At 57.6% G+C, this 25,040-nt stretch carries 38 protein-coding genes and 1 other RNA gene; 33 read left to right on the forward strand and 6 right to left on the reverse strand.

All coding sequences use genetic code 11. The annotated features are described in order from the left end of the window. Positions 1 to 98: 98 nt before the first annotated feature. The 6 genes from AO268_RS23925 to AO268_RS23955 all read right to left on the reverse strand — a co-directional run bounded on the left by AO268_RS23925 (position 99) and on the right by AO268_RS23955 (position 4,819). The gene (locus tag AO268_RS23925; protein ID WP_099170048.1) at positions 99 to 701 is read right to left on the reverse strand and encodes an acyl-homoserine-lactone synthase; all 603 of its coding nucleotides are present in this window, start codon (positions 699 to 701) and stop codon (positions 99 to 101) included. Between the two features lie 155 nt (positions 702 to 856). Next, positions 857 to 1,576: a helix-turn-helix transcriptional regulator gene (locus AO268_RS23930; RefSeq protein ID WP_076962763.1), complete on the reverse strand. Its 720-nt coding sequence runs from the start codon at positions 1,574 to 1,576 to the stop codon at positions 857 to 859. Between the two features lie 396 nt (positions 1,577 to 1,972). Beyond that, the gene (locus AO268_RS23935; RefSeq protein ID WP_076962764.1) at positions 1,973 to 2,356 is read right to left on the reverse strand and encodes a c-type cytochrome; all 384 of its coding nucleotides are present in this window, start codon (positions 2,354 to 2,356) and stop codon (positions 1,973 to 1,975) included. Between the two features lie 40 nt (positions 2,357 to 2,396). Then, positions 2,397 to 2,957: a hypothetical protein gene (locus AO268_RS23940; protein ID WP_083743059.1), complete on the reverse strand. Its 561-nt coding sequence runs from the start codon at positions 2,955 to 2,957 to the stop codon at positions 2,397 to 2,399. Positions 2,958 to 3,161: 204 nt separating this feature from the next. Continuing rightward, positions 3,162 to 3,713 carry a hypothetical protein gene (locus AO268_RS23945; RefSeq protein ID WP_099170049.1) on the reverse strand — a complete coding sequence of 184 codons (552 nt, stop codon included), beginning with the start codon at positions 3,711 to 3,713 and terminating at the stop codon, positions 3,162 to 3,164. 338 nt (positions 3,714 to 4,051) lie between these two features. After that, complete coding sequence (locus AO268_RS23955) at positions 4,052 to 4,819, reverse strand: XRE family transcriptional regulator (RefSeq protein WP_373562153.1); 768 nt, start codon at positions 4,817 to 4,819, stop codon at positions 4,052 to 4,054. A 111-nt stretch (positions 4,820 to 4,930) separates the two neighbouring features. On the opposite strand from AO268_RS23955, the gene AO268_RS23960 reads away from it, so the two are divergent. The 33 genes from AO268_RS23960 (at position 4,931) to AO268_RS24120 (ending at position 25,038) form a co-directional block, all read left to right on the forward strand. Next, complete coding sequence (locus AO268_RS23960; RefSeq protein ID WP_257154449.1) at positions 4,931 to 5,251, forward strand: helix-turn-helix domain-containing protein; 321 nt, start codon at positions 4,931 to 4,933, stop codon at positions 5,249 to 5,251. 2 nt (positions 5,252 to 5,253) lie between these two features. Beyond that, positions 5,254 to 5,694: a hypothetical protein gene (locus AO268_RS23965; protein WP_099170053.1), complete on the forward strand. Its 441-nt coding sequence runs from the start codon at positions 5,254 to 5,256 to the stop codon at positions 5,692 to 5,694. After that, on the forward strand, positions 5,687 to 6,031 hold the full coding sequence (locus AO268_RS23970) for a DNA-binding protein (protein ID WP_099170054.1): 345 nt from the start codon (positions 5,687 to 5,689) through the stop codon (positions 6,029 to 6,031). Before AO268_RS23965 ends, AO268_RS23970 begins: the two co-directional genes overlap by 8 nt. Then, positions 6,024 to 8,057, forward strand: coding sequence for a DNA-binding protein (locus AO268_RS23975; protein WP_099170055.1), 2,034 nt, complete (start codon positions 6,024 to 6,026; stop codon positions 8,055 to 8,057). The genes AO268_RS23970 and AO268_RS23975 overlap by 8 nt, the downstream gene beginning before the upstream one ends. 107 nt (positions 8,058 to 8,164) lie before the next feature. Next, positions 8,165 to 8,884, forward strand: a complete 720-nt coding sequence (locus AO268_RS23980; RefSeq protein ID WP_099170056.1) for an AAA family ATPase — start codon at positions 8,165 to 8,167, stop codon at positions 8,882 to 8,884. A gap of 3 nt (positions 8,885 to 8,887) precedes the next feature. Further along, the gene (locus tag AO268_RS23985) at positions 8,888 to 9,496 is read left to right on the forward strand and encodes a hypothetical protein (RefSeq protein ID WP_257154441.1); all 609 of its coding nucleotides are present in this window, start codon (positions 8,888 to 8,890) and stop codon (positions 9,494 to 9,496) included. Continuing rightward, positions 9,493 to 9,873: a hypothetical protein gene (locus tag AO268_RS23990; RefSeq protein WP_099170057.1), complete on the forward strand. Its 381-nt coding sequence runs from the start codon at positions 9,493 to 9,495 to the stop codon at positions 9,871 to 9,873. The genes AO268_RS23985 and AO268_RS23990 overlap by 4 nt, the downstream gene beginning before the upstream one ends. Continuing rightward, positions 9,857 to 10,180, forward strand: a complete 324-nt coding sequence (locus tag AO268_RS23995; RefSeq protein ID WP_092235950.1) for a hypothetical protein — start codon at positions 9,857 to 9,859, stop codon at positions 10,178 to 10,180. Before AO268_RS23990 ends, AO268_RS23995 begins: the two co-directional genes overlap by 17 nt. Before the next feature lie 11 nt (positions 10,181 to 10,191). Continuing rightward, the gene (locus AO268_RS24000; protein WP_099170058.1) at positions 10,192 to 10,812 is read left to right on the forward strand and encodes a DUF3164 family protein; all 621 of its coding nucleotides are present in this window, start codon (positions 10,192 to 10,194) and stop codon (positions 10,810 to 10,812) included. A gap of 1 nt (position 10,813) precedes the next feature. Continuing rightward, complete coding sequence (locus AO268_RS24005) at positions 10,814 to 11,089, forward strand: hypothetical protein (protein WP_099170059.1); 276 nt, start codon at positions 10,814 to 10,816, stop codon at positions 11,087 to 11,089. Between the two features lie 13 nt (positions 11,090 to 11,102). Beyond that, on the forward strand, positions 11,103 to 11,381 hold the full coding sequence (locus tag AO268_RS24010; RefSeq protein ID WP_099170060.1) for a host nuclease inhibitor protein: 279 nt from the start codon (positions 11,103 to 11,105) through the stop codon (positions 11,379 to 11,381). Positions 11,382 to 11,383: 2 nt separating this feature from the next. Next, complete coding sequence (locus tag AO268_RS24015; protein ID WP_099170061.1) at positions 11,384 to 11,800, forward strand: hypothetical protein; 417 nt, start codon at positions 11,384 to 11,386, stop codon at positions 11,798 to 11,800. Between the two features lie 8 nt (positions 11,801 to 11,808). Further along, positions 11,809 to 12,030 carry a hypothetical protein gene (locus AO268_RS24020; protein ID WP_099170062.1) on the forward strand — a complete coding sequence of 74 codons (222 nt, stop codon included), beginning with the start codon at positions 11,809 to 11,811 and terminating at the stop codon, positions 12,028 to 12,030. Further along, positions 12,029 to 12,099, forward strand: an RNA gene (locus AO268_RS24025) — hammerhead ribozyme type II. Before AO268_RS24020 ends, AO268_RS24025 begins: the two co-directional genes overlap by 2 nt. Beyond that, a complete protein-coding gene (locus tag AO268_RS24030; RefSeq protein ID WP_099170063.1) occupies positions 12,100 to 12,378 on the forward strand; it encodes a hypothetical protein in 279 nt (92 codons plus the stop codon). Continuing rightward, positions 12,375 to 12,791: a gp16 family protein gene (locus AO268_RS24035; protein WP_099170064.1), complete on the forward strand. Its 417-nt coding sequence runs from the start codon at positions 12,375 to 12,377 to the stop codon at positions 12,789 to 12,791. The genes AO268_RS24030 and AO268_RS24035 overlap by 4 nt, the downstream gene beginning before the upstream one ends. Further along, a complete protein-coding gene (locus tag AO268_RS24040; RefSeq protein ID WP_099170065.1) occupies positions 12,788 to 13,225 on the forward strand; it encodes a Mor transcription activator family protein in 438 nt (145 codons plus the stop codon). The genes AO268_RS24035 and AO268_RS24040 overlap by 4 nt, the downstream gene beginning before the upstream one ends. Then, positions 13,225 to 13,758 (forward strand): hypothetical protein, encoded by a 534-nt coding sequence (locus AO268_RS24045; RefSeq protein WP_099170066.1) that lies wholly within the window; start codon positions 13,225 to 13,227, stop codon positions 13,756 to 13,758. The genes AO268_RS24040 and AO268_RS24045 overlap by 1 nt, the downstream gene beginning before the upstream one ends. A 435-nt stretch (positions 13,759 to 14,193) precedes the next feature. Continuing rightward, a complete protein-coding gene (locus tag AO268_RS24050; protein ID WP_257154442.1) occupies positions 14,194 to 14,487 on the forward strand; it encodes a putative holin in 294 nt (97 codons plus the stop codon). Position 14,488: 1 nt separating this feature from the next. Then, positions 14,489 to 15,127, forward strand: a complete 639-nt coding sequence (locus AO268_RS24055) for a transglycosylase SLT domain-containing protein (protein ID WP_176561413.1) — start codon at positions 14,489 to 14,491, stop codon at positions 15,125 to 15,127. Continuing rightward, positions 15,124 to 15,819, forward strand: a complete 696-nt coding sequence (locus tag AO268_RS24060) for a hypothetical protein (protein WP_257154443.1) — start codon at positions 15,124 to 15,126, stop codon at positions 15,817 to 15,819. Before AO268_RS24055 ends, AO268_RS24060 begins: the two co-directional genes overlap by 4 nt. Positions 15,820 to 15,893: 74 nt before the next feature. After that, on the forward strand, positions 15,894 to 16,112 hold the full coding sequence (locus AO268_RS24065) for a TraR/DksA C4-type zinc finger protein (RefSeq protein ID WP_092235908.1): 219 nt from the start codon (positions 15,894 to 15,896) through the stop codon (positions 16,110 to 16,112). A 96-nt stretch (positions 16,113 to 16,208) separates the two neighbouring features. After that, positions 16,209 to 16,424: a hypothetical protein gene (locus AO268_RS24070; RefSeq protein WP_176561414.1), complete on the forward strand. Its 216-nt coding sequence runs from the start codon at positions 16,209 to 16,211 to the stop codon at positions 16,422 to 16,424. Further along, a complete protein-coding gene (locus AO268_RS24075) occupies positions 16,408 to 16,590 on the forward strand; it encodes a hypothetical protein (protein ID WP_257154444.1) in 183 nt (60 codons plus the stop codon). Before AO268_RS24070 ends, AO268_RS24075 begins: the two co-directional genes overlap by 17 nt. Before the next feature lie 99 nt (positions 16,591 to 16,689). After that, the gene (locus AO268_RS24080; protein WP_099170067.1) at positions 16,690 to 17,001 is read left to right on the forward strand and encodes a hypothetical protein; all 312 of its coding nucleotides are present in this window, start codon (positions 16,690 to 16,692) and stop codon (positions 16,999 to 17,001) included. Between the two features lie 4 nt (positions 17,002 to 17,005). Continuing rightward, entirely contained in the window at positions 17,006 to 17,518 is a 513-nt protein-coding gene (locus AO268_RS24085; RefSeq protein WP_099170068.1) for a DUF3486 family protein, read from the forward strand. Continuing rightward, positions 17,515 to 19,068 (forward strand): hypothetical protein, encoded by a 1,554-nt coding sequence (locus AO268_RS24090; protein ID WP_099170069.1) that lies wholly within the window; start codon positions 17,515 to 17,517, stop codon positions 19,066 to 19,068. The genes AO268_RS24085 and AO268_RS24090 overlap by 4 nt, the downstream gene beginning before the upstream one ends. Further along, positions 19,068 to 20,624: a DUF935 domain-containing protein gene (locus AO268_RS24095; protein ID WP_099170070.1), complete on the forward strand. Its 1,557-nt coding sequence runs from the start codon at positions 19,068 to 19,070 to the stop codon at positions 20,622 to 20,624. The genes AO268_RS24090 and AO268_RS24095 overlap by 1 nt, the downstream gene beginning before the upstream one ends. A gap of 2 nt (positions 20,625 to 20,626) precedes the next feature. Further along, positions 20,627 to 21,889: a PBECR2 nuclease fold domain-containing protein gene (locus tag AO268_RS24100; RefSeq protein WP_099170071.1), complete on the forward strand. Its 1,263-nt coding sequence runs from the start codon at positions 20,627 to 20,629 to the stop codon at positions 21,887 to 21,889. A gap of 10 nt (positions 21,890 to 21,899) precedes the next feature. After that, the gene (locus AO268_RS24105) at positions 21,900 to 22,463 is read left to right on the forward strand and encodes a phage virion morphogenesis protein (protein WP_099170072.1); all 564 of its coding nucleotides are present in this window, start codon (positions 21,900 to 21,902) and stop codon (positions 22,461 to 22,463) included. A gap of 254 nt (positions 22,464 to 22,717) precedes the next feature. Next, positions 22,718 to 23,704 (forward strand): phage protease, encoded by a 987-nt coding sequence (locus AO268_RS24110; RefSeq protein ID WP_099170073.1) that lies wholly within the window; start codon positions 22,718 to 22,720, stop codon positions 23,702 to 23,704. Between the two features lie 3 nt (positions 23,705 to 23,707). Continuing rightward, positions 23,708 to 24,103: a hypothetical protein gene (locus AO268_RS24115; protein ID WP_257154445.1), complete on the forward strand. Its 396-nt coding sequence runs from the start codon at positions 23,708 to 23,710 to the stop codon at positions 24,101 to 24,103. A gap of 29 nt (positions 24,104 to 24,132) precedes the next feature. Continuing rightward, a complete protein-coding gene (locus AO268_RS24120) occupies positions 24,133 to 25,038 on the forward strand; it encodes a Mu-like prophage major head subunit gpT family protein (RefSeq protein ID WP_099170075.1) in 906 nt (301 codons plus the stop codon). The last annotated feature ends 2 nt before the right edge of the window (positions 25,039 to 25,040 follow it).

A 25,040-nucleotide genomic window follows, 5' to 3' on the forward strand; every position in this document is an offset into this window, starting at 1 on the left:
CTCGGCGTCGGCGAAGGTCATCTGCTTCATCGGGAAACTCGGTGGGTGGGGTCGCGGTATTTTGCCAAATCAGAAAGTCTTTTTCAGAGTTTCCTTAACTACTGCAGCGTAGCGCCACAACAATTCTTGGGTACGCCAAACAGCGCACGTTGAGTCACCGCGCCCAAGTCAATTTCAAGGGCAATCGCTTTTTCCTTGCCAATGGCCCGCACCGGACCCAGCCGGGCGATGACCAGGCCTGCCCGGATCAACATCCGCTCTACCGCAACGGTTGTCACCGTCACATAACGCTGGATATGTTGCTCGATGCCATAGGCAACGATGGCCTTTACAGCCTCCAGGGTAAAATCGGAAAACCCCTTGTTACCAGGGTATCGAGGTGTCACGGCAAATCGACTGAGCTCCCATACCTGGGACGAAACCGGCGCAGGCCGTCCTTCCAGCAGTTCGGAGAAAGTGTCCCTGAGCATATACGGGCCTGTCGTTGGCAAGATACGCCAGCATCCTTTGATCTCACTGCCTCCAACATCCTGGATCAGCATGTAGAGAGGTTCCAGTGCGTCATAGCCATCAATTTCCATATCGGCAATGATCGCGACATCCCAGCCCTTACGCTTTTTAAAAACATCTGCGCGCAACCTATGCATGGCGCACAGTTGCTCACTGTCTATTTCATGCCGCCGGCCGATTGTGAAATGCACTGGATTCCCTCCCTGCGATTACTTAAACCTCAATCTATCCACCTTCACCGGACTGTCACACTAGCAGGGTAACCAGTTGCGCTGGTTTTGGATCCAATGCATGATGGCCGGTTACCCCGCCCCGTGAACCCACCGCCTGGAGGGCTCTGGGGGCGCTAGAGGCTGATCAGCCCGAGCGAAACCGCCTTGACCGCAGCCGCTCGGCGGGACGCAACGCCAAACTTGGTGTTGATGCTCGCAAAGTGATAATTGATATTGGCCTCCGAACAACCACAGATCCTGGAAATATCCCACGAGCTTTTCCCGACGGCACACCACTTGAGAATCTCTTTCTCACGACTTGTCAGGGAAATCACCTTGGCACCATTCAACTTGCCCGCATTGTCCAAAGCACTTTGCAAAATCACGTCTTTAAGAATAGACAGCTTCGGAATCATGGCATTGATATGCCGAGTTGTGCCCGCAATATCCTGGGCATCAACCGCCAGGCTGAAAGTACCGAACTGCCCCTGCGGCCCATGCAGGGGAAATGTAACCCCCCGGGAAAGTCCATAAGCGCTGGCCTCTTCCCGAAACTCACGTTGACGCGGGGTGCAATACAACGACTCATCCCAGACAACGGGCCGGACGTTTTGAAACGAATAAATCACCACCGGATCAATCGTGGCATAGCGCAATTGATCATATTGACTTCGCCAGGCCATGGGATAGTTGCTGACAATCATCGCCGTACTCAACTCGGCATCATATTTTGGCAACAACCCGATCAGGACTCGGGAAAACCCGTACTTGTCGTTCATTTTTTCAATAGCTGAAAACCACTGTTCCTGGGTTTCCAATTTATTCAATCGCGCAAGCTCATCAATAAAGTCCATTTGATGATCACCTTAGGTATTGTAGTAATTACCCGACCAATTACTGGTGGATTCCTAATAATGATGGCTATAAATACGACTTTAACTTATGGCCAATAGCACCGATGGATCAGCCCTGCCATAGGCAATGCAGATAAGTACCTTGTGATATATGTACTTCTACGAAACACTTGGCATCCATGCACACTCACAGCTCCTGATATAGCCTGATCATTGCGAACCGACGATGAGCAAGCTAGCTGAGGTATACGACCTTCGCAAGCACCCAGGCAATCGACGGTTACCGCTGGACTTTTCAGCGCCACCTGAGGATTCAACGATACATATGAACCAAGTGACCTTGCCGGTGACGGATAGGCCGGATTGGATGTTTTGGGGGGGGCGTGGGATGGGGGGTTATTGCGCCGAGAACGTCTGAAGGTATGCCAGCAGATTCTCGATCTTCTCCTGATCGCTGATCCCCCAGAAAATCATGCGGGTGCCGCTCACCACTTTCTTCGGGTTCTCGATATAGGCCGCGAGGGTTTCCCGCGTCCACACCACGCCCGAATTTTTCATCGCGTCGGAATACTGATAGTCCGCCGTGCTCCCCGCCAGCCGCCCGATCACCCCGTTGAGCTGTGGCCCGAAACCGCCGCGCGCGTTGAGCCCGACACTGTGGCAACCGCCACAGGTCTTGGTGAACAGCCTGGCGCCGGCCTCGGCATCGCCTGCTGCCGCCGCCGAAGTGTTGAAGCACATGGCAGTGAATAAAAGGGTCAGCAAGGCAGCGAGCTTCATCGCGGGCTCCAGGCAGCAAAAGCGCGATTATGCCTGTTGTTTACTGATCCTCGTCCACGTTGTTGAAGCGTGCGCGGTTGATCTGCCAAGGCAGGGCGGGCTGCGAGCGGATTTTTTTGTGTTTGCCACGGCTGAAAACGTGCGTTTGCAGTTCCAGGAAGTGCCGGTCGCGCCCGACCGACTCAAAGGTCACGACAAAGAAAATCAACGGCGTGCTGGCCTTGGCCCAGAGTTTGGAAGCCTTTTCGATAGCTTCGGGCAAATGGCCTTTGGTGCTGTAGGACACAAACGTGGAGAACGCCGCCTTTTCATGGCTTTTAAACAGTTTGCTGATTTCATCCACTTTGTCGTTGTGGGACTGGACCCATTCCCATTCGACGTTGGACAGAATGCTCTTGTCTGGGTATTTCAGGACCGCATCCGTGCGCCCGCCCTGTTCAAAATAAGCACGTGCACCGAGCAACTTGGCGCATTGGCGCATCACCAGCCCCACATGAATGGTCCAGCCGGCACGGTTGGTGACGGCATCGACCTCCACCGGAAAATCCTGATACCACAGGCAATTGAACAGGGTGATGAAGTCGCGCTCGATCCGTTTCATTTTTCTTCCTTAAATGTCGACCAGGTAAATAGCAAAGAGCCATCATTCTAAATCAACCGAAGAAAAATCGCGCCCTGCCCCCGCACAACACTGGGGCACAGCCATTTAATTGCCATCATCCCCGACCTCTATTTGCATGCGCACTGTCCGACAGCTCGATGAGAACCATGGTGGTCGGTGCCAGTACCTGCTCAGGCCGAATCTTCAGACAGCCAGATAGAGCGCCATCAGGCACAACGGCACCAACACCAGCCCCAGCAGCATCAACACCACCACACTCATGGCGTTGGTCCGGGGCGTGCCGACGTGGCTGACAAAGCCCATGCACAACCGTCGTAGCAGGTCAGCACCTCGAGCAAATTGATAGGCCACGCTGATGGTCACCAGTGAGAGGGTTCCGGTAACCGCGCAGTAGAACAGGATCGGCTCGGGCATGAAGTAACTGGAGATAAGGCCTTCGGACGTGGCGTAGATAAACGTCACGGGCTGAAACAGCGCTATGGAATACAGCACATTACGCAGCGGGTTGAACGCAATCGTCGGTCGCACTTCGTCGGCGGGCAACAAGGCATACAGCTCGTTCGCATCCGACCAGCGAAACCAGTAGACCGCCACGCTGAACAGCAGGTAGGCCAAGGCAATCGTCGCCGAAAAGCACCCCAGGAACCGCCACGAACCAAACCCGCGGCGCGTCCCCACGTTGATGCTCCATTTGGTCAACTGGATGGTCACGCAGTCGATCACAATCGCCACCATGTGAGGAGGTTCTAGATATGGCACTGGTAGGAAGTCAGTGGGATGAGCCGGGATATAGCGGGAGATTGTGTGACGGCCAGGTCCTACATGTGAGGAGGTTCTAGATATGGCACTGGTAGGAAGTCAGTGGGATGAGCCGGGATATAGCGGGAGATTGTGTGACGGCCAGGTCCTACAAGGGCTCCAGGAAGACGGCGATCCTAAAACTAGTGCCAAAGCAGCGCGAAGAAATAAACAGGCAAAATCCGGCGAGGGCACTGCATGCGGGCGGGTTTAGCGAAACCTTTGGCACCGAGATGTCGGCGCCATCTCGGTAGCGTGATATTAAACCTTGTATCTCAAATCCAACCGCCTGCCCAAACTACCCGCCCGACAATCTCCAAGTCGTTCAGGTTCTCTTTAGAGACCGTCATGGTCTGATAGGCCGTATTGGAGCTGATAACCGCGACGCCGCCGCCTATCTGGCGTTGCAGCCGTTTGGCGTATAGATGGTCATCCAGGCGGATAACATAAACAGCTTCGCCCTCCAGACTGTTGCGGCAATGGTCAATCAATACGGTGTCACCATCGCTCAACAATCCCTCCATAGAATCACCGTCAACGCGAATAGCCGATAGCTTAGACGGTTCCAGCCCCTGCTTACGCAATGAGTAAGTGGTAAACGCCAAGTGTGTAAGAACCCGCGCACCCTCCGTCCAAGCCCCATGTCCAGCGCTGCAACGAGCGTCATACAACGGGACATAGCTGTAAGTATCATCCTCAATTACGAGTGATGCCTGCTGCTGCTCACCGAAAGCTAGCCACATCGGTGACACACCAGCGGCCTGGGCGATCTGTTCCAGCCTATCTAAGGTTGGATATGTCTCTCCGCTCAGATAACTGCGTATAGCCCCTTCAGAAAGACCTGAGTCGCGCGCAAAAACGCGCGCAGCTCTTGTGCCCATCGCCTCCTTAAGTCTTTCACGGAAGCATCCGATTGCCTCCGTTGGAATCGGATGCTGCGTTCCTGAAGCATCCGTTTTATCCGATTCCCTATAAGTCATTGATTTATCTCGTTTATTCATTTTTCTGAGCGCGCAGCGCATAAAAAAGAATCGGATGCTCATTTTTCCGATTGATATGCGCGATTATCCGCGCTATGTTTATCCGCAAGAGGACGTTAGACGTCCAAAAAAAACCACCCGTGAAGATGGTTCAAAACTATGAGCGATATCGACATGCCCACTGATCCTAGCAACCGATGGGAGTGGATCAAATACCAACTCCGTGTTCGCGGCACTTCGATGGCAGAACTCGCACGGCAGCTGGAAGTAACCCCTCGTGCAATCCGTAACGCCAAAAGCACCCCTTATCCGCGTATCGAGCGGTCTCTAGCTCGTGCCTTATGCCTTGAGCCTGCGGATATTTGGCCTGAGCGTTGGAACGCTGATGGCACTCCGCATAGACAACGGCCGGGACGCGCGGAAATAAACACGTCCTGCATCAAGGATACCGGACTACAGCCATTTGGACACTGTAAAGCGGCAAGGAGTGCCTGAACATGCGTCGCATAAAAGATGACAGAACATTAGACATCTTCTCTGTTCCCCAGCCGGTGCTGTCTATACCGGGGCTCGGCAACTACGCCGCCCAAGTCAGCGAGCTTGTGAGTGAAATCCTCAAGGAGTCCGAACTGGACCGCTACGAGATCGCTGCTCGTATGTCTCGGCTGTCAGGTGATGATGTCAGCAAGAACATGTTAGACGCTTGGTCGAGCCCTGCCCGAACCGATCACAACCTTCCTCTATATAGAGCTGCATTGCTGGAAGAAGTTTGTGCAAGTCATGTCCTCACTAATTGGCAAGTACATCTACGGGGCGGCCGCGTGGCGTATGGTCGCGACGCGCTGAACGCGGAGCTTGGCCGACTGGAACGTCTTCGCGACGACGCCGGCCGTAAAGCCCGTGAACTTAAGCGGGTGCTGGGTGACGCCAATGCTTAGTCACTACACCTCAAAAGAGTTGGCTGGAATGCCTGGCCTGCCCGGAACGCCCAATGGTGTGCGGATTAAAGCTTTGCGTGAGAGCTGGCAAAGCCAGCGGCGGGTTGGTACGAAAGCCATGGAGTACAGCTTCGACACCCTGCCAAACGAAGCCAAAACAGCGCTCATTGAAGCCTCTATTAACCAGGCCGCACCAGCTCCCGAACCTCTGGCGCTCTCAATCATGGCGCTACATTCGGCCACAGTCCGGCGTGTTGAAACTCTTGAACACCTGTTACTTACGGCATGCGATGAAGTTCTTGAACTAAAGCGCCTCCTAGGAGGTTGCCATGCGTAACTGGTTTACTGCTCAGGAGCTGGCAGGGCTGCCTGGAATGCCTGGCACAGCCCGTAATGTCAAAGCACTTGCTTCCCGTTGTCACTGGGAAGGCCAAGGCCGCCTCGGCAGTAAGGCTGTCGAGTACCGTTTCGCGGCACTGCCGCCAGAAACCCAGGCTGCTTTAATCGCAGCATCGATCACTGAAGCTGCACCAGTGCCGTCGCCCGTCACTGGCCTTACATCTACTGAGCGTGACCATATTTCGCCGTCACGCTTGAACGAAGATCAACGCTCAGTTATGACCGCTCGCCTGGCCTTTGTGCGTGAAATCGAGCGCATGAGCCAGACAATTAGCCAGCAACGGGCGATCAACACGCTAGTGTCTCTTGCGAAAGCTGAACAGCTCACTTCGTACCTGGCTGGTCAGGTCCTGCGCGCCAACGACCGCAAGACTGGCGACCGCTCTTTGAGTGAACGCACACTCAAGCGTTGGCTGGGCGACTATCGCAAAGACGGTGAAATAGGCCTGGCCCCAGCCCGGCGCCAAAAGGATATGAGCTTGCCTTCATGGTCGGCAGCATTCCTGGCCTGCTATCAGCGCCCGACCAAGCCCAGTGTCGAAGCGGCCTATGCCGAGTTCGCTCTCAAGAACCCGGCCGACCGCCCAAGCATCCACGTAGTTCGCCGGTTCCTCAATAAGTTGAGCGCCGAAGCCCGCGAACGCGGCCGTCGTACTCCGCAGGAACTCAAAGCGCTACAACCGTTCAAGCGTCGTTCTACCAAGAACATGTACCCCTGCGACGTATTCACTGCCGACGGCCACAAGTTCGACGCCGAGGTGTTGAATCCACGCACCGGCAAGCCTTACCGCCCGGAAGCAACCGCTGTCCTCGATGTTGCAACACGCAAAGCCTTGGGCATTTCCATTGGTGAAGCCGAGTCCACCATCGGCGTAATGGACGCACTGCGTGACGCTATGCAGCACGGCATGTTTGCCATGTTCTACGTCGACAACGGCTCAGGCTTTGCCAACGACACCGTCCGTGAAGTGGTCGACCGTCTCGGCGGCACCATGACCCACGCGCTGCCTTACAACAGCCAGGCGCGAGGTCTTATCGAGCGTTCCCACCAGACTATTTGGGTCAACGCAGCCAAGAAGTTGACCAGCTATATCGGCGCCGACATGGACAAACATGCGGGCACGAAAGTGCATCGGATTGGCCGCAAAGAGCTGCGCGAAACCGGCCGTACCCGCTTGATTCCGACCTTCGCCGAGTTCATGGCCGGTGTCGAATACGAGATTGAAACCTACAACAACAGTCCGCACAGGGGGCTCGCCAAATTCCGCGACCCGCTGACCGGCAAGCTGCGCCACATGAGCCCGAACGAGGCGTGGGAAGCCGCACGCGCCGAAGGCTGGGAACCAATTATCGCTCCTGCCGAGTTGCTCAATGACCTGTCGCGCCCACAAGTCGTACGTCCCACCCGTCGGGGTGAGGTCACTTGGGCGGGCGAAACCTACTTCCTTGACGCACTACGCAGCTTTCACGGCGATGACATCCGCCTGGCCTACGACGTGCGTGATGCCTCCCGCGTTTGGGTTCGCACGCTCGATGGTGAATTGATTGGTGAAGCCCTGGTGGACGGTAACGCCAGCGACTACATGCCAAAAGCCATGATTGAGAAAGCCTACGACAAGCGCGAAAGCGGCCAGATGAAGCGTGCCGTGGACAAGCTCGAAACCTTGACCGGCAAGCGCGTAGAAATGATCGCACCGACTACTGCGCCATCGGCACAGCTGAGTCTTGAGCAAATGGCCGAAGCCCGGCGTTTCGCCGAGCTGTCAGCACCGAAACCTCAAGCCTTCGACCTGCCAACCGACCCAACCGCCCGATACCGCCTCTGGCTCCAGATCGACGCCCGCATCGCCAGCGGCGAATCGCCGACGCCCGAGGAAATGCAGTGGCACGCCCGCTACCCGCAACACCCGGACTTCAAATCCATTCAGCAAATGTTCGCGTTCGCCGACCAGGCCCGCGCTTAACCCAAGAAGCCCGCTACCCGCAACACCCGGACTTCAAATCCATTCAGCAAATGTTCGCGTTCGCCGACCAGGCCCGCGCTTAACCCAAGATCTTTAGGAGTCGCATTATGAGTGTTACAAAAATCGTTCCCCTGACCAATGTCGGCCTCTTGTCCGCCGCCATCGGCCGAGCCCACGACCGCCCGGCAGGCCTGCCTGGCATGGTGGTGATGTACGGCGCAAGTGGGCTGGGTAAAAGCGTGGGCGCTGCCTTCGCCGCCAACCAACATCGCGCCTACTACGTGGAGTGTCGCGATACCTGGAGCAAGAAAGCTTTCCTGCTCGCCATCCTGCGCGAAATGAGTATCCAGCCAGAGCGCACTTTGTCGCAGATGGTCGACCAGATCGCCGAGCAGCTATCCCGCAGTGGTCGCCCACTGCTGATTGACGACGTGCAATACCTGCTGGAAAAGGCCGTTGCCAACGTCTTGACCGATATCTACAACGCTAGCCAAGGGACCATCGTTCTGATTGGTGAAGAACGTGTACCCGCCAGCCTGGCTAAGTTGGAACGCCTGCATAACCGTGTCCTGGAGTGGGTACCTGCACAACGTGCCACCCTCGACGACCTGCGCGCCTTGGCCCACGCCAGCTATCCAAATCTGCGCTTTGCCGATGATCTGTTAGAGGATTTGCGGACTAAAGTCGGTGGGTGCCTTCGCCGTGTCGCGGTCAACCTGTACCGGGTGTACAGCGAAACCCAAGCCCAGGCCATCGACAGCATCGACCTTGCCGGTTGGGGCGCACGCGGTTGGTTTACCGGCGAAGCGCCGTCGCGGAGGGCTTGAGCTATGGGAATCAGAGCCGATCTGGTGATGGTGGGAGGAAAGCCCCCACGCCAACATATTTGGGAAGCCATTCGTGCCATCAACGCCAGCCCTAAAGAGCTGACGACTTACGCTGTTGCTCGAAAGTCGAACCAGGACGACCAAACCGTACGTGGCTATTTTCGAGACATGGAAAAGGCCGGCATTGTCAGCAAAATTCGCAACGTCGGGCGCTTCGATGCCGAGTGGGAACTCCTTAAAGACGAAGGCGTTGAAGCCCCGCGCATTACCCGTAGCGGCAAAGTTTCCAAGTATGCAGCTGGTGCCGAGAACGTCTGGCGGGCATTGCGCATCCTGGGCGAGTTTAGCGCTGCCGAGGCCGCCGTGGCCGCCAGTGTCAACGGCGTGTCCATTAGTGAATTTGGCGCTCATGTGTATTTGTCAGGTCTGGCAAAGGCTGGCTATGTGACACGTCGAGGCGGCACGCCTGGTGTTAAAACTCGTTTCCGCCTGGTTCCGTCTCGGTACACCGGCCCCAAACATCCGATCTATCAGCGCGACTTTCACCAGGTCTATGACCCGAACCTGGATCAGGTCGTGTGGCGCAAAGCTGATCTGGAGGTGGCCGAATGAACCAGGTCAACCTGTCCGCCTGGGGCAACGAAGTGCCGTTATTCGTGCGCTTGCTTGCCGCTGAGGTAGCCGCCAGCAACAAAACCAAGGCCAGCCAGCGCATTGGCATGAGCCGCACGGCCGTCAGCCTGATTCTATCCAACCGCTATGCATCTCCCAGCACGGCGGGCGTGGAGCGGCGCGTGATGGAAACCCTGGGTCGCATTGAATGTGTCGCCCTGGACCAGACCGTCACCTCTGACCAGTGCCAAAGCTACCGCGAAAAACCGGCACCGACTCACAACCCCCAGGCGATGCAGCACTGGCGCGCCTGCCAACACTGCCCAATCAACCCCGACTGCTGCAACCAGGAGAACGCCCATGCTCGCCTCCACTAACCGCACGCCATTGAAAGTCCTGACCCCGACCCTGGCAGACCGTCTGCGGGTGTTTAACGCCGCCGCCCGCAATTTGCAGGCCCATGGCATCCGCGTGCAGGCGTTTCACCCTGCAAACAATCTCTTGGTGATCACTCCCGAGTCAGGTCAGCGCCTGATCAACCTCGGCCATACCGATGGCTACCAACGCCACGGCACGGCCGGCAGCACCCGTTACAACGTGCAGTTTCAGGGCGTGACCCTGGAATGGCGCGAACCCATTAGCGCCGCCCGTCCTGCTGACTGGTCGCGCCCGACTCTCCACTGAGGAACCTTGCAATGACACAACAACAAACCATTCCCGAAGGCTACCGCGTCGATGCTCAAAAGCGGCTGATCCCGGAAAGCATGATCAAACCTATCGACCTGGAACGGGACACCCTGGTACTTGGCCTGGTTGAAAAAGCCCGTGCTGCCAACGAGGTTCTGGCGAAGTTCAAGGCCTCGGCTTTCGGTGATATCGAAGCCTTTGTGGAACTAAGCGCCGAGCAGTACGGCGCACAGATCGGCGGTAAGAAAGGCAATGTCAGCCTGATCAGCTTCGATGGGCGCTTCAAGATCATGCGCGCCGTCCAGGAAAGCATCGCCTTCGACGAACGCCTCCAGGCTGCGCGGGCGTTGATTGACGAATGCCTACGCGACTGGACCACCGGGGCACGCCCCGAAGTGGTCACGCTGGTGAATGACGCCTTTCGGACTGACCAGAAAGGCGACATCCGCACGGCCCGCGTCCTGGCATTGCGCCGTATGGAAATCACCGATGAACGCTGGCAGCGCGCCATGCAGGCCATTGGTGACGCCTGCCAGGTGGTTGGCTCCAAGTCCTACATCCGTGTGTATCAGCGTGTAGGTGATACGGAGCAGTACGAACCTATCAGCCTTGATATCGCGGGGGTTTGATATGGCAGTTCGTACCAGCAAACCGCAACAAATGGCCGTAGTCACCCTGGGTTATCGGGACTACCTATTGCCCCAAGCATCTGCCCTCAAGGTGCTTGATTTGATGAGCCAGGCGCTGGAAGTCGACTCAGACTTTTCAAGCCGCAAGCAGCGTTATCGGGTTGGTGAAGCGCCAGAGGTTTCGCTTGTCGTGATCAAAAGCGATCAGTTGGACCTGCCTAAATCTGAGTTGACATCTGCATCGAGCAGAGCGCGCAAACCGCTTCTGTTGAATTAGAGGGGACATTGAAATGAAAAAAACCATCACCGCCTATTGCTTTGCTTCCGGTCATATCGACTTTGGAGTCAGTGTTCCTGAAGGAGCCATTGCTCTCGCTGTGGGCGAAGAAAAGATAGTGCGCGACATCGTTACCGTAAGCGCTCGACTGTCTCGGCTAGACAACGAAACGATCTTTGTTCCCGGTGTGCCAGAGGCTGAGAACCAGCGCGAAGGCATCACGGCCGTGGCGCGCTTTATCCAGTGGCTTGCCAAAAGCAATCAACCCGGCTTTCGAGCATTGGGGGCCTGACCATGCAGCGCTATCACGACACCCGCAGCGATCCGCTGCCAATTCACTCGCCGCAACACGAGACTGACCGCGCCAACCTCGACCGTCTGACTGAGCAGTTCTTGGGACGTGGCGGAAAAATCCAGAAGATCGGCCACCAGATGAGCAGCGCACCTGCGAGCTTCACCATTAACCCCGAGCGGTCGCCGGTCTATGCGCACTTGTTTGCTCCTGTGGCCGTGGATATGCCCTCTGTAGCCGCCGTGCCCGCCGAGACAGAGGAAAGCCCACCGGACACCCGCAAGCACGCTGCATTGATCATGGCGGACGCAGCCCTGGGCAACTCCCCCAAATGGATTGCTCGCAAACACCACATGACCGAAAAGTACGTGCGCCAGGTGGCTCGCGATTACCACATCACCTTCCACACTCAACGATAGGAAGCCCCATGGCAAAGATCACAATCACCCTGGAGGACCGCACCGAAGGCAGCGGCAAGCCCTCCGTCACCGTTGATATGACAGGCGTACCGACCAGCCCCCTGGGTGCCCCCCGGCAGACGGAAGCCGTGCGACTTTCCAACAAGCTATTCGACCTGGTCGCCAGCGAAAAAATGTTGGGTTCCATTCCAGCCTGCCGCTGGCAACCCACCACCATGACCCTTCAATAAGCGAAACCGCCTCAGCTTGCTGGGGCGGTCTGCCGGACGTGGTTGTCCGGTACTGATGAGCAGCCCCCCATGACAGACGAATCACCCACACAGCGCAAAACCCGCCTGGCTCGCGAGCGTAAACGCGCCCAGCGCAAGCGCGACAAGGACAAGCGCCTGGCTATGGGCGCTAGCAAACTCAAGATGGAAATTTATAGCGGCACCAGGAACGAAGTGGAACAGATCCGCAGCGCCGGGGCGTTCGATGAAACAGAACACGCGCTCACCATGGCTATTCATGGTGTCGCCGCACTGTCCCGAAACGACCCGGCCGCGTTCCAGGCCCTGATCAAAGGAGGAAGACAATGAGCACGCGAAACCTGCAACTGAGCAAAATCCATATCGCCAAAAAGGATCTGGGACTGGATGACGAAACCTACCGCGCCTTACTGGTCCGAGTGGCCGGTGTGCGTTCAGCCAAAGACCTGACCCCACGCCAGACCGGCGCAGTATTGGCCGAGTTCGCCCGGTTGGGCTGGGCGTCAGCACCGGCTAAAAAGCATGGCCGCAAAGCGCCGGAACCTGCGCCAGACCGGGAGAAACTGGTGGGTAAGATTGGGGCCTTTCTCGCCGAAGCGAAACGCTCCTGGGCGTATGCCGATGGTATGGCCTTGCGCATGTTCAAGGTCGAGCGCGTGGAATGGCTCGACCCTGGACAACTGCAAAAAATGGTAGCGGCATTGACCTACGATGCCCGTCGACATGGGAGGCCTGAACGATGAACGAAGAACTGTTCCCGGATGATACCGACCAACTGGATGCCAAGAAGGTATTGGCGAGCATGCAGGACCCCACGGTTATGTCCCGCTGGGAAGGCTCATTGCGGGAAATGGTGGAAATTGCCGAAGCCAAGCTCCTGGTCGAACTAAAACCAGACGTGTCAGCGGCGGAACTCGCCCGGCATGTCGTCTTTGCGATTTGTTCGGTGATGGGCGGCGGCGTGGTCTACTTACCACGGGGCGACTCACTCAAACGGGCATTGCGGGATGCCAAGATTTACCGCGACTGGAAGGACAACGGAACTCCCATCCCGGAGTTGGTCAGCAAGTACGATCTTGCGAACCAGACCATTTATGACATCATTCGCCGACAACGGGCTCTGCATCGCAAGAACGAGCCTGACCTATTTGGATTTGACGAAGGGACGATGCACTGATGAAAGGACTAGCCGCAATCAGCACTATGGCATTGCTCATCGGCTTTACCGGATGCTGCCTTGCCGCTAATCCGGGAAGCGTTTCAATTGAACAAGCGACTACAGAGGCGTTAGAAAATCGTGAGTTTGCAAATGTCCTACGGGCTCATGCTCAACAGGCGTGCATGGTAAAAGACAAGCAAAAACAGTCTGCTGTCATGCAGGTGATTAACGAACGACTTAGAGAACAACCGACAAATAATCTGACGTACAGTGCTCGATTTGTTCATTCCAGTTGCAGGCAGATGCTTCTCAATGTGTCTTTCATTAATGGGGCTTGCCTTAGCAAACCACCTACACAGCATGAGATTGATTATTCAAATAGAGTCTGGAAAGAAGACTCACTGAGTTGTGATGCTGAGATTGCAAATCCAGATCTAACACGCGCTGAACCAGTTAAAGAGCAGACAGAAGCGGAGTGGGAGGCGGAACGAAAGAAAGAAGGCGTATCCGATGAGGACATTGCTTTTATGAAGAAAATTCGCAGCTCGTAAGTCTCCAGCCCCGCCACCGAGCGGGGTTTTTCTTAAACCCCGCTGATACTCAACCAATCCCCTCTATACGCGAAGCTGGCACCGTTCCCTCAACGGCAGGTTCGCCCCATGCATTCCGCTCCCCCCAAAGTCTCCCGGCCCCAACGGCCGCGCCAGTTCGCCCAGCTTATTCAAGCCGCAGGTGATGATGCAGCGCGTGCGGTGCTATGGGCCAAGGTTCCAGCCGACTGGCGGGAGTTGGTGCAGTCGCATATCTCACAAGCCGAAGCCCGCACTGAGCAACACGTCCGCGAACAGGAAAAGTTACGCCCCCCTGTAAGAACCATCACACCAACCTTCGCCGAATACCAAGCCCCCACATCGACTGCATGTGCCTGCGGCCGCTCAACAACTGGCCGCACTGCGCGCCACCATGAACTCACCGCGAGTATCCCAATGACAACCACCACACCGAAGCGGCAACCCCGCACGCCTCGCATGACCTTCTGGGCGTTGATCACTCTCGCCTTACTGCTCTGTCTGGCAATTGTTGCTCCAACCAAACTACCCGTTGTCCTCTATAAATGTGGCCTGGTCACACTGGGCTGTGTGTTGGGCTACTGGCTCGACCGGGCGCTGTTCCCCTATGCACGGCCAGACGCGGTTCCCGCCTGCGACCGCTCCATGGCAGGTATCCGCCGCGCCCTGGTCGTGCTGGGCTGCGTCCTCGGCCTGACATTGGGGCTCTGACATGCGGCGCTCTCGTTCCCTTCTATATATAGCTGCGGCCGGAATTGGGTTGTTGGTAGGTCTGGCCACCAGCCCACCAGCCAAAGCCGAAATCCCGGACCAGGCCGAACGCTACCGCCGTGACCTGACCCGCATCGCCCAGGCCGAATGGGGCCTGGACGCCCCAGTGTCCACCTTCGCCGCGCAGATCCACCAGGAAAGCCGCTGGAAGTTCGACGCAAGGTCGCCCGTCGGTGCGCAAGGCTTGGGCCAGGTGATGCCCTCGACCGCCACCTGGCTTGCCGGGTTGTTCCCCAAGGCCCTCGGTAAGATCGAACCGTATAACCCGATTTGGTCCATGCAAGCACTGGTTAGCTATGACCGTTGGCTGGCGAACCGCATCCAGGCGCGTGGCCCCTGCGAACAAGGGGCGCTGATCCTTTCTGCCTATAACGGCGGTTTGGGCTGGGTCATCAAAGACCGCAAGTTGGCATCGGCTAAAGGGGCCGATCCGCTGACCTGGTTCAACTCCGTCGAGCGGTTCAACAACGGCCGCTCGGCCGCAGCCTTCAAGGAAAACCGCCAATACCCGCGCCTAATCCTGCTGCGCTGGGAGGCCCTGTATGTCGCTGATGGCTGGGGCCAGGGGGTCTGCCAATGAAAAGCCTGTTTGACCTGGTCAAGCCACTGCTCTGGTACGTGGCTGTGATCGGTGTCGTGGTGTACGGCTTTCACTTGAATCGCCAGGACGGCTACGACGAAGGCTATACAGCCTGGCTAAGTCCGAAGGGGAAACCGCTGTCGAGGTTCTGCGTAAAGAACACGCCGTGGAAAAGCAGCTCGCCGCCGATGCAGATCTGGCGCGGCTACGCATCGAGCAAGACAAAAACAATCAATTGGCTAGCCAGCTTGCGGACACCAAAGAAACCCTGCGCCAAACCACCGACCGACTCACAGGAGATATTGCCCGTGTTACCAAACTCTATCGCCGCGCCCTCAATACGCCGCCCGAGCCGCTGCCTGCTGCTGTGTTCACTACTGGCTTTGTCCGCGTGTGGAACGCCGCAAACGGTATTACCCCCAGAGCCGCTGCCTGCTGCTGTGTTCACTACTGGCTTTGTCCGCGTGTGGAACGCCGCAAACGGTATTACCCCCGGTTCCGCAATGCCAACCCCGAACGGCTCCGGCCGAACTCCTGCGCCTGCCAGCGGAACCGGAACCGCTGACGACCTCGATTCAGGTGTCACCCAGGAACAACTCCTGACCAACCAGGTACGCAATGGCGAGCTGTATGGAATCTGCCGGGCGCAGCTCAAAGACCTGATCAATTGGACCCGCAATGAAAGCAAGTGACTACGCCAGCGTCCTGGAAGCACTGTATGGAATCTGCCGGGCGCAGCTCAAAGACCTGATCAATTGGACCCGCAATGAAAGCAAGTGACTACGCCAGCGTCCTGGAAGCCCTGCACAACGAAAGCGCTTTAGCGACTCATTTGGCACAGCAAGAAATTTTGATCGGCCCCTCGGCCGAGTTCTGCCAGGTGGCTGATTGCGACATGCCGATACCCGAAGAACGGCGCCAAGCCATCCCCGGTGTGCAGCGTTGCGCGCAGTGCCAAACCCGTCGCGAAAGGAGCAAGCACTAATGGCGACACTCGAAATGCCGGTGTGGCAAATGATCAGTATCGCCGTGACCATCCTCGGCGCATTTGTCGGACCCGTCGCGAAAGGAGCAAGCACTAATGGCGACACTCGAAATGCCGGTGTGGCAAATGATCAGTATCGCCGTGACCATCCTCGGCGCATTTGTCGGTGTTATGAAAATGCTCCTGGTGCAAATGGAACGGCGCCTGGATCAACGCTTTGCAGTGGTGGACAAGGACAGTGAGCGCCTGCGCGAGATGGAGATCGGCATGGAGCGCCTGCGTGGCGAGATGAGTGGTGGACAAGGACAGTGAGCGCCTGCGCGAGATGGAGATCGGCATGGAGCGCCTGCGTGGCGAGATGCCTTTGCACTACGTCCGCCGAGAAGACTGGGCACGCAATCAATCCATTATCGAAGCCAAGCTCGACGGCCTGGCACTCAAGTTAGAAAACGTTCAGCTCAAAGGACTACGCCCATGAACATTGATCCAGCCAAGGACGCAATCAATCCATTATCGAAGCCAAGCTCGACGGCCTGGCACTCAAGTTAGAAAACGTTCAGCTCAAAGGACTACGCCCATGAACATTGATCCAGCCAAGGCCCGCCGGGAATCCCTGCGTTGGTACATCATCCTTACCCTCAACACATCGCGCCCCGTTGACCCCCACGAAGCGGTGGTGCTGTCGACCATCCAGGGCATCTTCCCCGATGCCACCAGCCTGGAACTACGGCGCGAACTGGACTACCTGGCCGACCGCAGCCTGGCAACCCTGAAGAAACAGTCTAGCGGTGCGTGGATCTGCGGATTGACCCACTACGGTGTCGACGTGGCCGAGTACACCATCGACTGCAATCCTGGCATTGCCCGCCCAGAAAAATACTGGAGCTGACGCCATGCCCCCGCGCAGCAAAGTCGCCAGTCTGCCCAAGTCAGTTAAAAACTGGCTCGACAAAGCCTTGGCCGAAAACAACTTCAGCGATTACGAAGCCCTAGCTAACGAGCTGTCGACCCAGGGTTTTTCAATCAGCAAGTCTGCGCTGCATCGTTATGGTCAGGACTTCGAGTCCAAGCTCTCGGCCTTGAAGATGGCGAGCGAGCAGGCGCGTGCTGTGGTGGCTGCTGCGCCGGATGAGGAAGGCGCGGTCAACGAAGCGCTGATGCGCCTGGTCCAGGAACACCTATTCAAGTTGCTGATGACTGATGGTGATCAGATGGACTTGCCGAAGGTAGCCAAAGCTGTGGCCGAGCTGGGCAAGGCTTCGGTGGTGCAGAAGAAATGGCAGGCCGAGTGGCGGGAGAAGGTCGAAACGGCGGCGGCTCGCGTTGAGAAAATTGCTAAGAAAAGTGGGCTGACTCAGGCAACGGCCGACGAGATCCGGCGCGAGATCCTGGGGATGGCATCGTGAGCCTACCCCTTATCCTGGACAGCACCGCCACCTTGCTCGCGCCGGCCGTGCTGCTCGACTACCAAAAGGAATGGATCGGTATCCGCGCCCCGCTGAAGGTGGGTGAGAAGTCTCGGCGTATTGGTCTCACCTGGGCCGAAGCCGCAGATAACGTCCTGGTGGCCGCATCGGAAAAGTCTGCGGGCGGCCAGACGGTCTACTACCTGGGCTACAACCAGGACATGACAGTCGAATACATCCAGGCTTGTGCTATGTGGGCGCGGGCATACAACTATGCCGCCGAGCAAATCGTAGAAGGCATCTGGCCCGACAGCGACCCCGACAAGCACATTAAGACTTACACCATCGCATTCCCCAGCGGCCACCGCATCGTCGCATTGACCAGCCGGCCGTCCAACCTGCGGGGCCGTCAGGGCGTTGTCGTGATCGACGAAGCTGCATTCCATGCGGACTTGGCCGAGTTGCTGAAAGCGGCCATGGCTCTTCTGATTTGGGGCGGTGAAGTCCATGTGATCAGCACCCACGATGGCACCGAAAATCCCTTTAATGACCTGGTCAACGAGATACGGGCAGGCAAGCGTAATGGCGAAGTGTTCCGCTGCACGTTCGGTGAAGCGGTAGCTGACGGGCTGTACAAACGTGTCTGCTTGCGTAAGGGGATCGAGTACAGGCTTGAGGACGAACTCGCCTGGGTGAAGGACGTATACGGCTTCTACGGCGATGCCGCCGACGAGGAACTGGACTGCGTGCCGTCTCAGGGCGGTGGTGCCTTTCTCAGTATGGCCCTGGTCGAGCAGCGCAGTAATCGTAACGTGCCGGTTCTGCGTCTGGCCTACCCGCAGGGATATGAAACCATCGCCGAACACCTGCGCCTGGCCGAGTCCCTGGAATGGTGCGAAGAGCATTTGCTCCCGCTTCTGTCGGCCATTCCACTGGACGTGCAAAGTTTCTACGGTATGGACTTCGGCCGCACTGGCGACCTCTCGGTCATCTGGCCGCTGCTCAAGGAACAGAATCTACGCAAGCGCACGCCCTTTGTGGTCGAGCTACGCAATGTCCCGTTCAAGCAACAGGAGCAGATCAAGTTCTACATCCTTCGGCGCTTGCCCAACCTTCTCAAAGGTGCCGATGACGCCAGGGGCAACGGTTCGCAATTGTCGGAAGCCACCGCCATCGAGTTCGGCTTTAACCGTATTGAACGGGTGATGCTCACCGAGGGTTGGTATCGCGACAACATGCCGCCGTTCAAAGCTGCCCTGGAAGACGACACCTTCTACGACATCCCTGCCGACAAGGACGTAGTCAGCGACGTGCGCACCTTTCGCATGGTCAAGGGCGTGGCCCGCATCCCGGAAAAGCGCACCAACGAGAAAGGCGAAAAGTCCGGCCCCAAGCGCCATGGTGACGCCGGTATTGCCGCTGTGTTGGCCGACTACGCCTCTCGCCAGGAAGTCGAGATCATCGAATATCACCGAGTCCAGCCCGCGTCCCAGCATGATCGCGAGATCCAGATCGGCGCCGGCTGGCGCTCCACTAAAGGCATTTGGTAATGGCTCAATCCAAAATCGTCGACCAATACGGTCGCCCGATCCAGTACGACAAACTCACCGAAGAGCTGGCCGCAGCCCGCACCACCGGCATTCGCCAGGTTTGGCACCAGTCGGTAGCCAGTGGCCTGACGCCTGGACGTCTTGCCGCCATCCTGCAAGCTGCCGCCGAAGGTTCGGCCCATGACTACCTGACCCTTGCCGAGGAAATGGAAGAACGGGATCTGCATTACGCCTCGGTGTTAGGCACCCGTAAGTTGGCGGTGTCTGGCCTTGCTATCCGGGTAGAAGCTGCCAGCGACGACGCCGAGGACGTACGGCGCGCCGACCAACTCAAGGAAATTGTGGAGTCTCCAGAGTTCGGCGAACTGCAAGCCGACCTCACCGACGCCATGGGCAAGGGCTATGCCGTCTCCGAAATCATGTGGGACCGCAGCGGCAAGACCTGGAACCCATCCCGCTTTGAACCACGGGACCAGCGGTTTTTCCAGTTCGACCGCGACACCGGCCGGGAGCTGCGCCTGCTCGATGAGGCCGATATGGTCAATGGCATTGCCTTGACGCCGTACAAGTTCATCGTCCACCTGCCGCGCATCCGTTCGGGCTTGCCGATCCGGGGCGGCCTGGCGCGTCTGGCAGCCGTTGGCTACATGTGTAAAGCGTGGACCTGGAAGGACTGGATGGGCTTCGCGGATATCTTCGGTATGCCTATGCGTGTTGGCCGCTATGGGCCAGGCGCGAGCAAGGACGATATCAATACCTTGATGTCGGCGGTAGCCAACCTGGGCAGCGATGCAGCGGCGGTGATCCCAGACAGCATGCGTATCGACTTCACCCAGGCGGCGAACGTGACCGGCGCAGGTGACTTCTTTAAAGGCTTGGCCGAGTGGTGGGACAAGCAGATCAGCAAAGCGGTAGTCGGGCAGACCATGTCCACCGATGATGGCTCTAGCCAGGCCCAGGCAACGATCCATAACGAAGTCCGCCTGGATCTGTTGCAAGCTGATGCCAAGGCCGAATCGAACACTTTGAACCGATACTTTGTGCGGCCCTGGTGCGATCTGAACTTTGCACCTGGTCGGCCATATCCGCGGTTGATCATCGATGTACCGAAGCCCGAGAACACCAAAATCCTGATCGAGGCGCTCAAGGAGCTGGTGCCGCAGGGGTTGAAGGTCGAGCAGTCGGTTATCCGCGACAAGCTCAATATCCCGGCTCCGGCCGCAGGTGCCGAGCTGCTCGGTATCCCCGCGTCAGTTGCCGCACCAGCACTGGCACAGGCGACCAACAGCGAGCAACGGTCAGCGAAACCAGTGGCAATACCTGACATCGTGGACAACCAGGTGCGGACAATGGAGCGTGCTACTGGGGGGTACATGGATGACATGGTCGAGCAGATCAAGGAACTGCTCGACTCAGTCAGCAGCCTGGAAGAGTTCCGAGATCGGCTGATTGAAACCTATCCGACAATGACCACAAGTGGGTTGGCGGATGCTATTGCCGATGGCTTGGCAGCCGCCAGCCTGGCTGGGCGCGACGACATCCTGAGAGGGTTGTAACCATGGCAGTCTCTCACGGCTCACTGCCATTCAAGGAACAGATCGACTACTTCCGTGGCAAGGTCAACCTGCCAACCCGCGCCTGGACAGATGCTTACGCCGCTGAACACGACTACGCCTTCGTCGTGGCGGGTGCCGCTAAACGGGATCTGCTCGTCGACTTGCGGGGCGCCGTGGAAAAGTCCATCGCCAGCGGCACCACCCTAGAACAGTTCCGCAAAGACTTTGACCAGGTTGTCGGCAAACATGGCTGGCAGTACCAAGGCGGACGCGGCTGGCGTACCAATGTCATTTGGGAAACCAACCTGCGCCAGTCTTATAACGCTGGGCGCGAAGCCCAGATGGCCGACCCAGAGTTACGCAAACGCCGTCCCTACGCAGTCTATCGTCACGGCGACAGTGCGCATCCACGGCCAATGCACCTGTCCTGGAACGGTATCACCTTGCCCCTCGATGACCCATGGTGGGCAACTCATACCCCGCAAAACGGCTGGGGCTGTAAGTGCAAGAAGTTCATGCTCTCGGCAAGGGACGTTGAGCGCCAGGGGCTGACCATTGGTCCTGCGCCAGTCACTGAGTGGGAAGATCGGGTCATCGGCAAGAATAGCCCCAGTGGCCCCCGTACTGTGCGAGTACCCAAAGGGATCGATCCGGGCTTTGAATATGCACCTGGTCAATCACGCTTGACCAACTACGTGCCCCAGTTGCACACCCGCGACTTGATACCTGCACCGTCAGCAGCTCCAGCGCCGACAACAGGTTTACCCAACAGTCAGCCAAGCGGGCCTTTGCCGCAACCTCGGCCGGTCCCGGCAAAGCGCTTGCTCCCGGCCAACGTATCTGCCCCTCAGGCAGTGACCCAGTTCTTGAGCGAGTTCGGTGCCACCGATGTTGCCCCGGCAGTGTTTCGCGACGTGACCGGTGACGCCCTGGTCATAGGGCGGGAGATGTTCAGTAATGCCAAAACCGGCGCAATAGCATTGGCCCAACAGGTCAAAGCTCGCGAGTTGCCCCTATTAGTTGAAGCCATTAAGACGCCAGATGAGATCTGGGGGCGCTTGGAATGGCAGCCCGACCAGGGCAAAGCGGTATTACGCCGTCGTTACCTGGCTCACGTCCTGGTGAAGGGTAAGGCCGACCCCGCCATTGCGGTATTCGACCAGGGTGCATATGACTGGACCGGCGTCACCGGGTTTGTGGATGATAGTGAGCAGTACCTTGAGGCATTGCGCCTGGGCGTCCTGCTTTATCGACGCGTCGAGTAGGGAGCATCACATGGCCGGTTCAATGCTAGAGGTTTCCGTTGATACAAGTCTGGTTGGCAAAGCCCTGGACGAGCTTGTCGAACGGCTGGGCGACCTTACAACACCGCTCAATGACATTGCGGAATACCTGCACCAATCTACTGATGATCGCTTTCGCCAGCAGGTTGCTCCGGACGGTTCGCCGTGGGCACCGCTCGCTGCGTCAACCCTGGCGCGCAAGAAAGGCCCTCGCATCTTGCGTGAGAAAGGCACGCTGCAGGACACACTGCGCCATAACGTCAGCAACAACGAGCTGGCCTTCGGAACCGACCGCCCATATGGCGCCATCCACCAGTTTGGCGGCAAGGTCCGGCACGCGGCAAGGTCACAGCAGGTCTACTTCCGCCAGGGTAAAGATGGATCAGTGGGCAATCGCTTTGTGAAGAAGAGCAAGTCCAACTTTGCACAATGGGTGACGCGGGGCGCGCATGACTCCGAGACCAAGGCCAGACCCTACCTGGGCATGTCGTCAGAGGATGATATCGAGGTGCTGGCTATCATTCAGGACTATCTGCTGGACTCTGTAACGGAGTAACTGCGCATAATCCTGCTGGCGCGCAGATCGCCCATTACAGCAACATCCGTTGCTTACATGGTGGTCAGATAGCGTTAGACCTGCGTTAGATTCAGTTGTAGCGCTATTCGCTCGGTGTGCGCGAGATCCCTTCTGTCCATTTCTGTATATAGAATGGAGCCGTTGTCCTTGCTGACCTTCTGATTTTCCCTCCTTCAGAATTCTTAAACCCCGCTGATACTCAAACATCCCGCCAGTCTCCCCACACTGGCGGCATGAAAACTCAACTCGCCGTTAACTCCGAAATTTACAGCTCCGTGGAGCTTTCCGATGGGAAGGCGCCCGAGTGGGTAGAACTAATCCCCGCCGGCCCCAGCGTTGTTGGCCGCGACGGCCGCGCCTGGCTGTTCGACGACACTGCCTCTCAGTTTGTGCAGACCAACTTCTCCAGACGGGCAATAGATTTGCCTATCGACTGGGAGCATGCAACCCAGCGCCGTGCCCCTCAAGGCGAGCCCGCCCCGGCCGGTGCATGGATCAAGAAACTGGAAATACGCGACGGCGCGTTGTGGGGCCAGGTCGACTGGACTCCACGCGGCAAACTCCAGGTTGAAGACAAAGAGTACCGCTTCCTTTCCCCGGTTTTTGATTACGACGATGAGACCAAGCGCATTGTGCGCATGGTCAGCGCCGCCCTTACCAACATCCCCAACCTCGTAATGACAGCACTCAACCAAGAGCAAATGGAGAACGCCCCTGTGAAACCCTCACCAGAGCTTTTAAAGCTGCTCGGCTTGCCTGATACGGCGACCGCAGAGCAGGTCTTTACCGCAACCACCGCCAAACTCAATGCCACTACCCAGGCACTCAATACCGAGTCGGGCAACCTGGAACGATTCGTGCCACGCGCTGACTTCAACGCGATGGAATCCCGCGCTTTGAATTCCGAGCAGGCCCTCACCGTTTTTAAAGCGGCAGAACACACCAAAGCAGTGGACGCGGTTATCACCCAGGCCACCCAGGCCGGAAAGATCACTCCGGCCACTGCGGATTATCACCGTGCCATGTGCCAGGACGAAGCCGGTCTGACGCGCTTCAAAGCTTTCGTCGACACCGCGCCCATCGTTGGTGATCCAACTAGCCTGGGCGAGCGCCAGCCCGACAAAACCACCACCGCGCTCAACTCAGAAGAGCGCGCCATGTGCCTGCAACTGGGTGTTGATCCGGCTGAGTTCGCCAAAAACAAACAGAGCGAGGGTTAACCCGTGCCGCTGACTCAAGATCGCAATACGCCCATGAAGTCCACCGAAGTGCTGGTTGTTCCCGTCGCCGCCAACGTTCAGATCTTCGCCGGCTCTCTGGTGGTCGCCACCGTCACCGGCTTTGCCGCCCCAGGTTCAACTGCTCTGGGCCTGTCCTATCTTGGCCGTGCCGAGGTGTCGGTCGACAACCGAGGCGGTCCAGCGGGTGCCGGCCTGGTCGAAATCCGCCACGGCAAGGCATTCCTGTGGGCCAATGACGGCACCGTCACCCAGGCGCATCTGTTCAAGCCCGCCTACATCGTCGATGACGAAACCGTGGCGGCTGCTGATGCAGGCGGCACCCGATCCGCTGCTGGACGCATCGTCGGTATTGATGCCGACGGCGTATGGGTTGAGTAACTCCCTCTATATATAGGAGCGCATTGCGCATGTTGGTTAATAAATCCTCGATTCAGGCAGTGTTCGTTGCCATGAAAACGCTTTTCAACAACGCCTTTGCGGCTGCTCCCAGTTCCTGGGAAAAGATTGCCATGAAGGTGCCCAGCTCAACCGGCAGCAATATGTATGCGTGGTTGTCGGCGTTTCCCAAAATGCGCCGTTGGGTTGGCGAGAAGCATGTCAAGAGCCTGAAAGCGTTCAGCTACACAGTAGAAAACGAAGACTTTGAAGCAACTGTCGAAGTGGACCGTAACCACATCGAAGATGATCAGTTGGGCATCTATGCGCCCCAAGCACAGATGGCGGGCTTCTCGGCCAAGCAGTTGCCCGATGAAATCGTGTACGAGCTGGTGAACGGTGGCTTTGGCAATCAGTGCTACGACGGCCAGTACTTCTTCGACACCGACCACGTCGTCGGCAATGGCAGCGTCAGCAACAAAGGCACTGCTGCACTTTCCATCGAAACCCAGGCAGCGGCGAAGGCTAGTTACGGTGCTGCACGTACCGCCATGGGTAAGTTCAAGGATGATGAAGGTCGACCACTGGATGTGCGCCCGACGATTCTTCTGGTTGGCCCTGGTCTGGAAGACACCGCAAAAGCCTTGCTGACCAGTGATCGCCTGGAAGACGGTAAGGTCAACCTGTACAAGGGCACCGCCGAACTGGTGGTTTCTACCCGCATCACCTCCGACACTGCCTGGTTCCTCCTGGATACCAGTAAGCCCGTTCGGCCTTTCATCTATCAGGAGCGCAAGGCCCCGGACTTCGTCCAACAGACCGACCCACAGTCGGACGAAGTGTTCAGTCGCAAGAAATTCAAGTTCGGTGCAGAAGCACGGGCGGCCGGTGGCTATGGCTTCTGGCAGCTTGCGTTCGGCTCGACTGGCGAAGCGTAAGG

The organism is Pseudomonas sp. ICMP 8385 (genome assembly GCF_002699915.1).
Lineage (GTDB): Bacteria > Pseudomonadota > Gammaproteobacteria > Pseudomonadales > Pseudomonadaceae > Aquipseudomonas > Aquipseudomonas gessardii.

Coding starts and splice junctions, on each gene's coding strand:
- AO268_RS23930 (WP_076962763.1), bottom strand. CDS start 1,576: ATGGACTTTATTGATGAGCTTGCGCGATTGAATAAATTGGAAACCCAG.
- AO268_RS23935 (WP_076962764.1), bottom strand. CDS start 2,356: ATGAAGCTCGCTGCCTTGCTGACCCTTTTATTCACTGCCATGTGCTTC.
- AO268_RS23940 (WP_083743059.1), bottom strand. CDS start 2,957: ATGAAACGGATCGAGCGCGACTTCATCACCCTGTTCAATTGCCTGTGG.
- AO268_RS23945 (WP_099170049.1), bottom strand. CDS start 3,713: ATGGTGGCGATTGTGATCGACTGCGTGACCATCCAGTTGACCAAATGG.
- AO268_RS23955 (WP_373562153.1), bottom strand. CDS start 4,819: ATGAGCATCCGATTCTTTTTTATGCGCTGCGCGCTCAGAAAAATGAAT.
- AO268_RS23960 (WP_257154449.1), top strand. CDS start 4,931: ATGCCCACTGATCCTAGCAACCGATGGGAGTGGATCAAATACCAACTC.
- AO268_RS23965 (WP_099170053.1), top strand. CDS start 5,254: ATGCGTCGCATAAAAGATGACAGAACATTAGACATCTTCTCTGTTCCC.
- AO268_RS23970 (WP_099170054.1), top strand. CDS start 5,687: ATGCTTAGTCACTACACCTCAAAAGAGTTGGCTGGAATGCCTGGCCTG.
- AO268_RS23975 (WP_099170055.1), top strand. CDS start 6,024: ATGCGTAACTGGTTTACTGCTCAGGAGCTGGCAGGGCTGCCTGGAATG.
- AO268_RS23980 (WP_099170056.1), top strand. CDS start 8,165: ATGAGTGTTACAAAAATCGTTCCCCTGACCAATGTCGGCCTCTTGTCC.
- AO268_RS23985 (WP_257154441.1), top strand. CDS start 8,888: ATGGGAATCAGAGCCGATCTGGTGATGGTGGGAGGAAAGCCCCCACGC.
- AO268_RS23990 (WP_099170057.1), top strand. CDS start 9,493: ATGAACCAGGTCAACCTGTCCGCCTGGGGCAACGAAGTGCCGTTATTC.
- AO268_RS23995 (WP_092235950.1), top strand. CDS start 9,857: ATGCTCGCCTCCACTAACCGCACGCCATTGAAAGTCCTGACCCCGACC.
- AO268_RS24000 (WP_099170058.1), top strand. CDS start 10,192: ATGACACAACAACAAACCATTCCCGAAGGCTACCGCGTCGATGCTCAA.
- AO268_RS24005 (WP_099170059.1), top strand. CDS start 10,814: ATGGCAGTTCGTACCAGCAAACCGCAACAAATGGCCGTAGTCACCCTG.
- AO268_RS24010 (WP_099170060.1), top strand. CDS start 11,103: ATGAAAAAAACCATCACCGCCTATTGCTTTGCTTCCGGTCATATCGAC.
- AO268_RS24015 (WP_099170061.1), top strand. CDS start 11,384: ATGCAGCGCTATCACGACACCCGCAGCGATCCGCTGCCAATTCACTCG.
- AO268_RS24020 (WP_099170062.1), top strand. CDS start 11,809: ATGGCAAAGATCACAATCACCCTGGAGGACCGCACCGAAGGCAGCGGC.
- AO268_RS24030 (WP_099170063.1), top strand. CDS start 12,100: ATGACAGACGAATCACCCACACAGCGCAAAACCCGCCTGGCTCGCGAG.
- AO268_RS24035 (WP_099170064.1), top strand. CDS start 12,375: ATGAGCACGCGAAACCTGCAACTGAGCAAAATCCATATCGCCAAAAAG.
- AO268_RS24040 (WP_099170065.1), top strand. CDS start 12,788: ATGAACGAAGAACTGTTCCCGGATGATACCGACCAACTGGATGCCAAG.
- AO268_RS24045 (WP_099170066.1), top strand. CDS start 13,225: ATGAAAGGACTAGCCGCAATCAGCACTATGGCATTGCTCATCGGCTTT.
- AO268_RS24050 (WP_257154442.1), top strand. CDS start 14,194: ATGACAACCACCACACCGAAGCGGCAACCCCGCACGCCTCGCATGACC.
- AO268_RS24055 (WP_176561413.1), top strand. CDS start 14,489: ATGCGGCGCTCTCGTTCCCTTCTATATATAGCTGCGGCCGGAATTGGG.
- AO268_RS24060 (WP_257154443.1), top strand. CDS start 15,124: ATGAAAAGCCTGTTTGACCTGGTCAAGCCACTGCTCTGGTACGTGGCT.
- AO268_RS24065 (WP_092235908.1), top strand. CDS start 15,894: ATGAAAGCAAGTGACTACGCCAGCGTCCTGGAAGCCCTGCACAACGAA.
- AO268_RS24070 (WP_176561414.1), top strand. CDS start 16,209: ATGGCGACACTCGAAATGCCGGTGTGGCAAATGATCAGTATCGCCGTG.
- AO268_RS24080 (WP_099170067.1), top strand. CDS start 16,690: ATGAACATTGATCCAGCCAAGGCCCGCCGGGAATCCCTGCGTTGGTAC.
- AO268_RS24085 (WP_099170068.1), top strand. CDS start 17,006: ATGCCCCCGCGCAGCAAAGTCGCCAGTCTGCCCAAGTCAGTTAAAAAC.
- AO268_RS24095 (WP_099170070.1), top strand. CDS start 19,068: ATGGCTCAATCCAAAATCGTCGACCAATACGGTCGCCCGATCCAGTAC.
- AO268_RS24100 (WP_099170071.1), top strand. CDS start 20,627: ATGGCAGTCTCTCACGGCTCACTGCCATTCAAGGAACAGATCGACTAC.
- AO268_RS24105 (WP_099170072.1), top strand. CDS start 21,900: ATGGCCGGTTCAATGCTAGAGGTTTCCGTTGATACAAGTCTGGTTGGC.
- AO268_RS24110 (WP_099170073.1), top strand. CDS start 22,718: ATGAAAACTCAACTCGCCGTTAACTCCGAAATTTACAGCTCCGTGGAG.
- AO268_RS24120 (WP_099170075.1), top strand. CDS start 24,133: ATGTTGGTTAATAAATCCTCGATTCAGGCAGTGTTCGTTGCCATGAAA.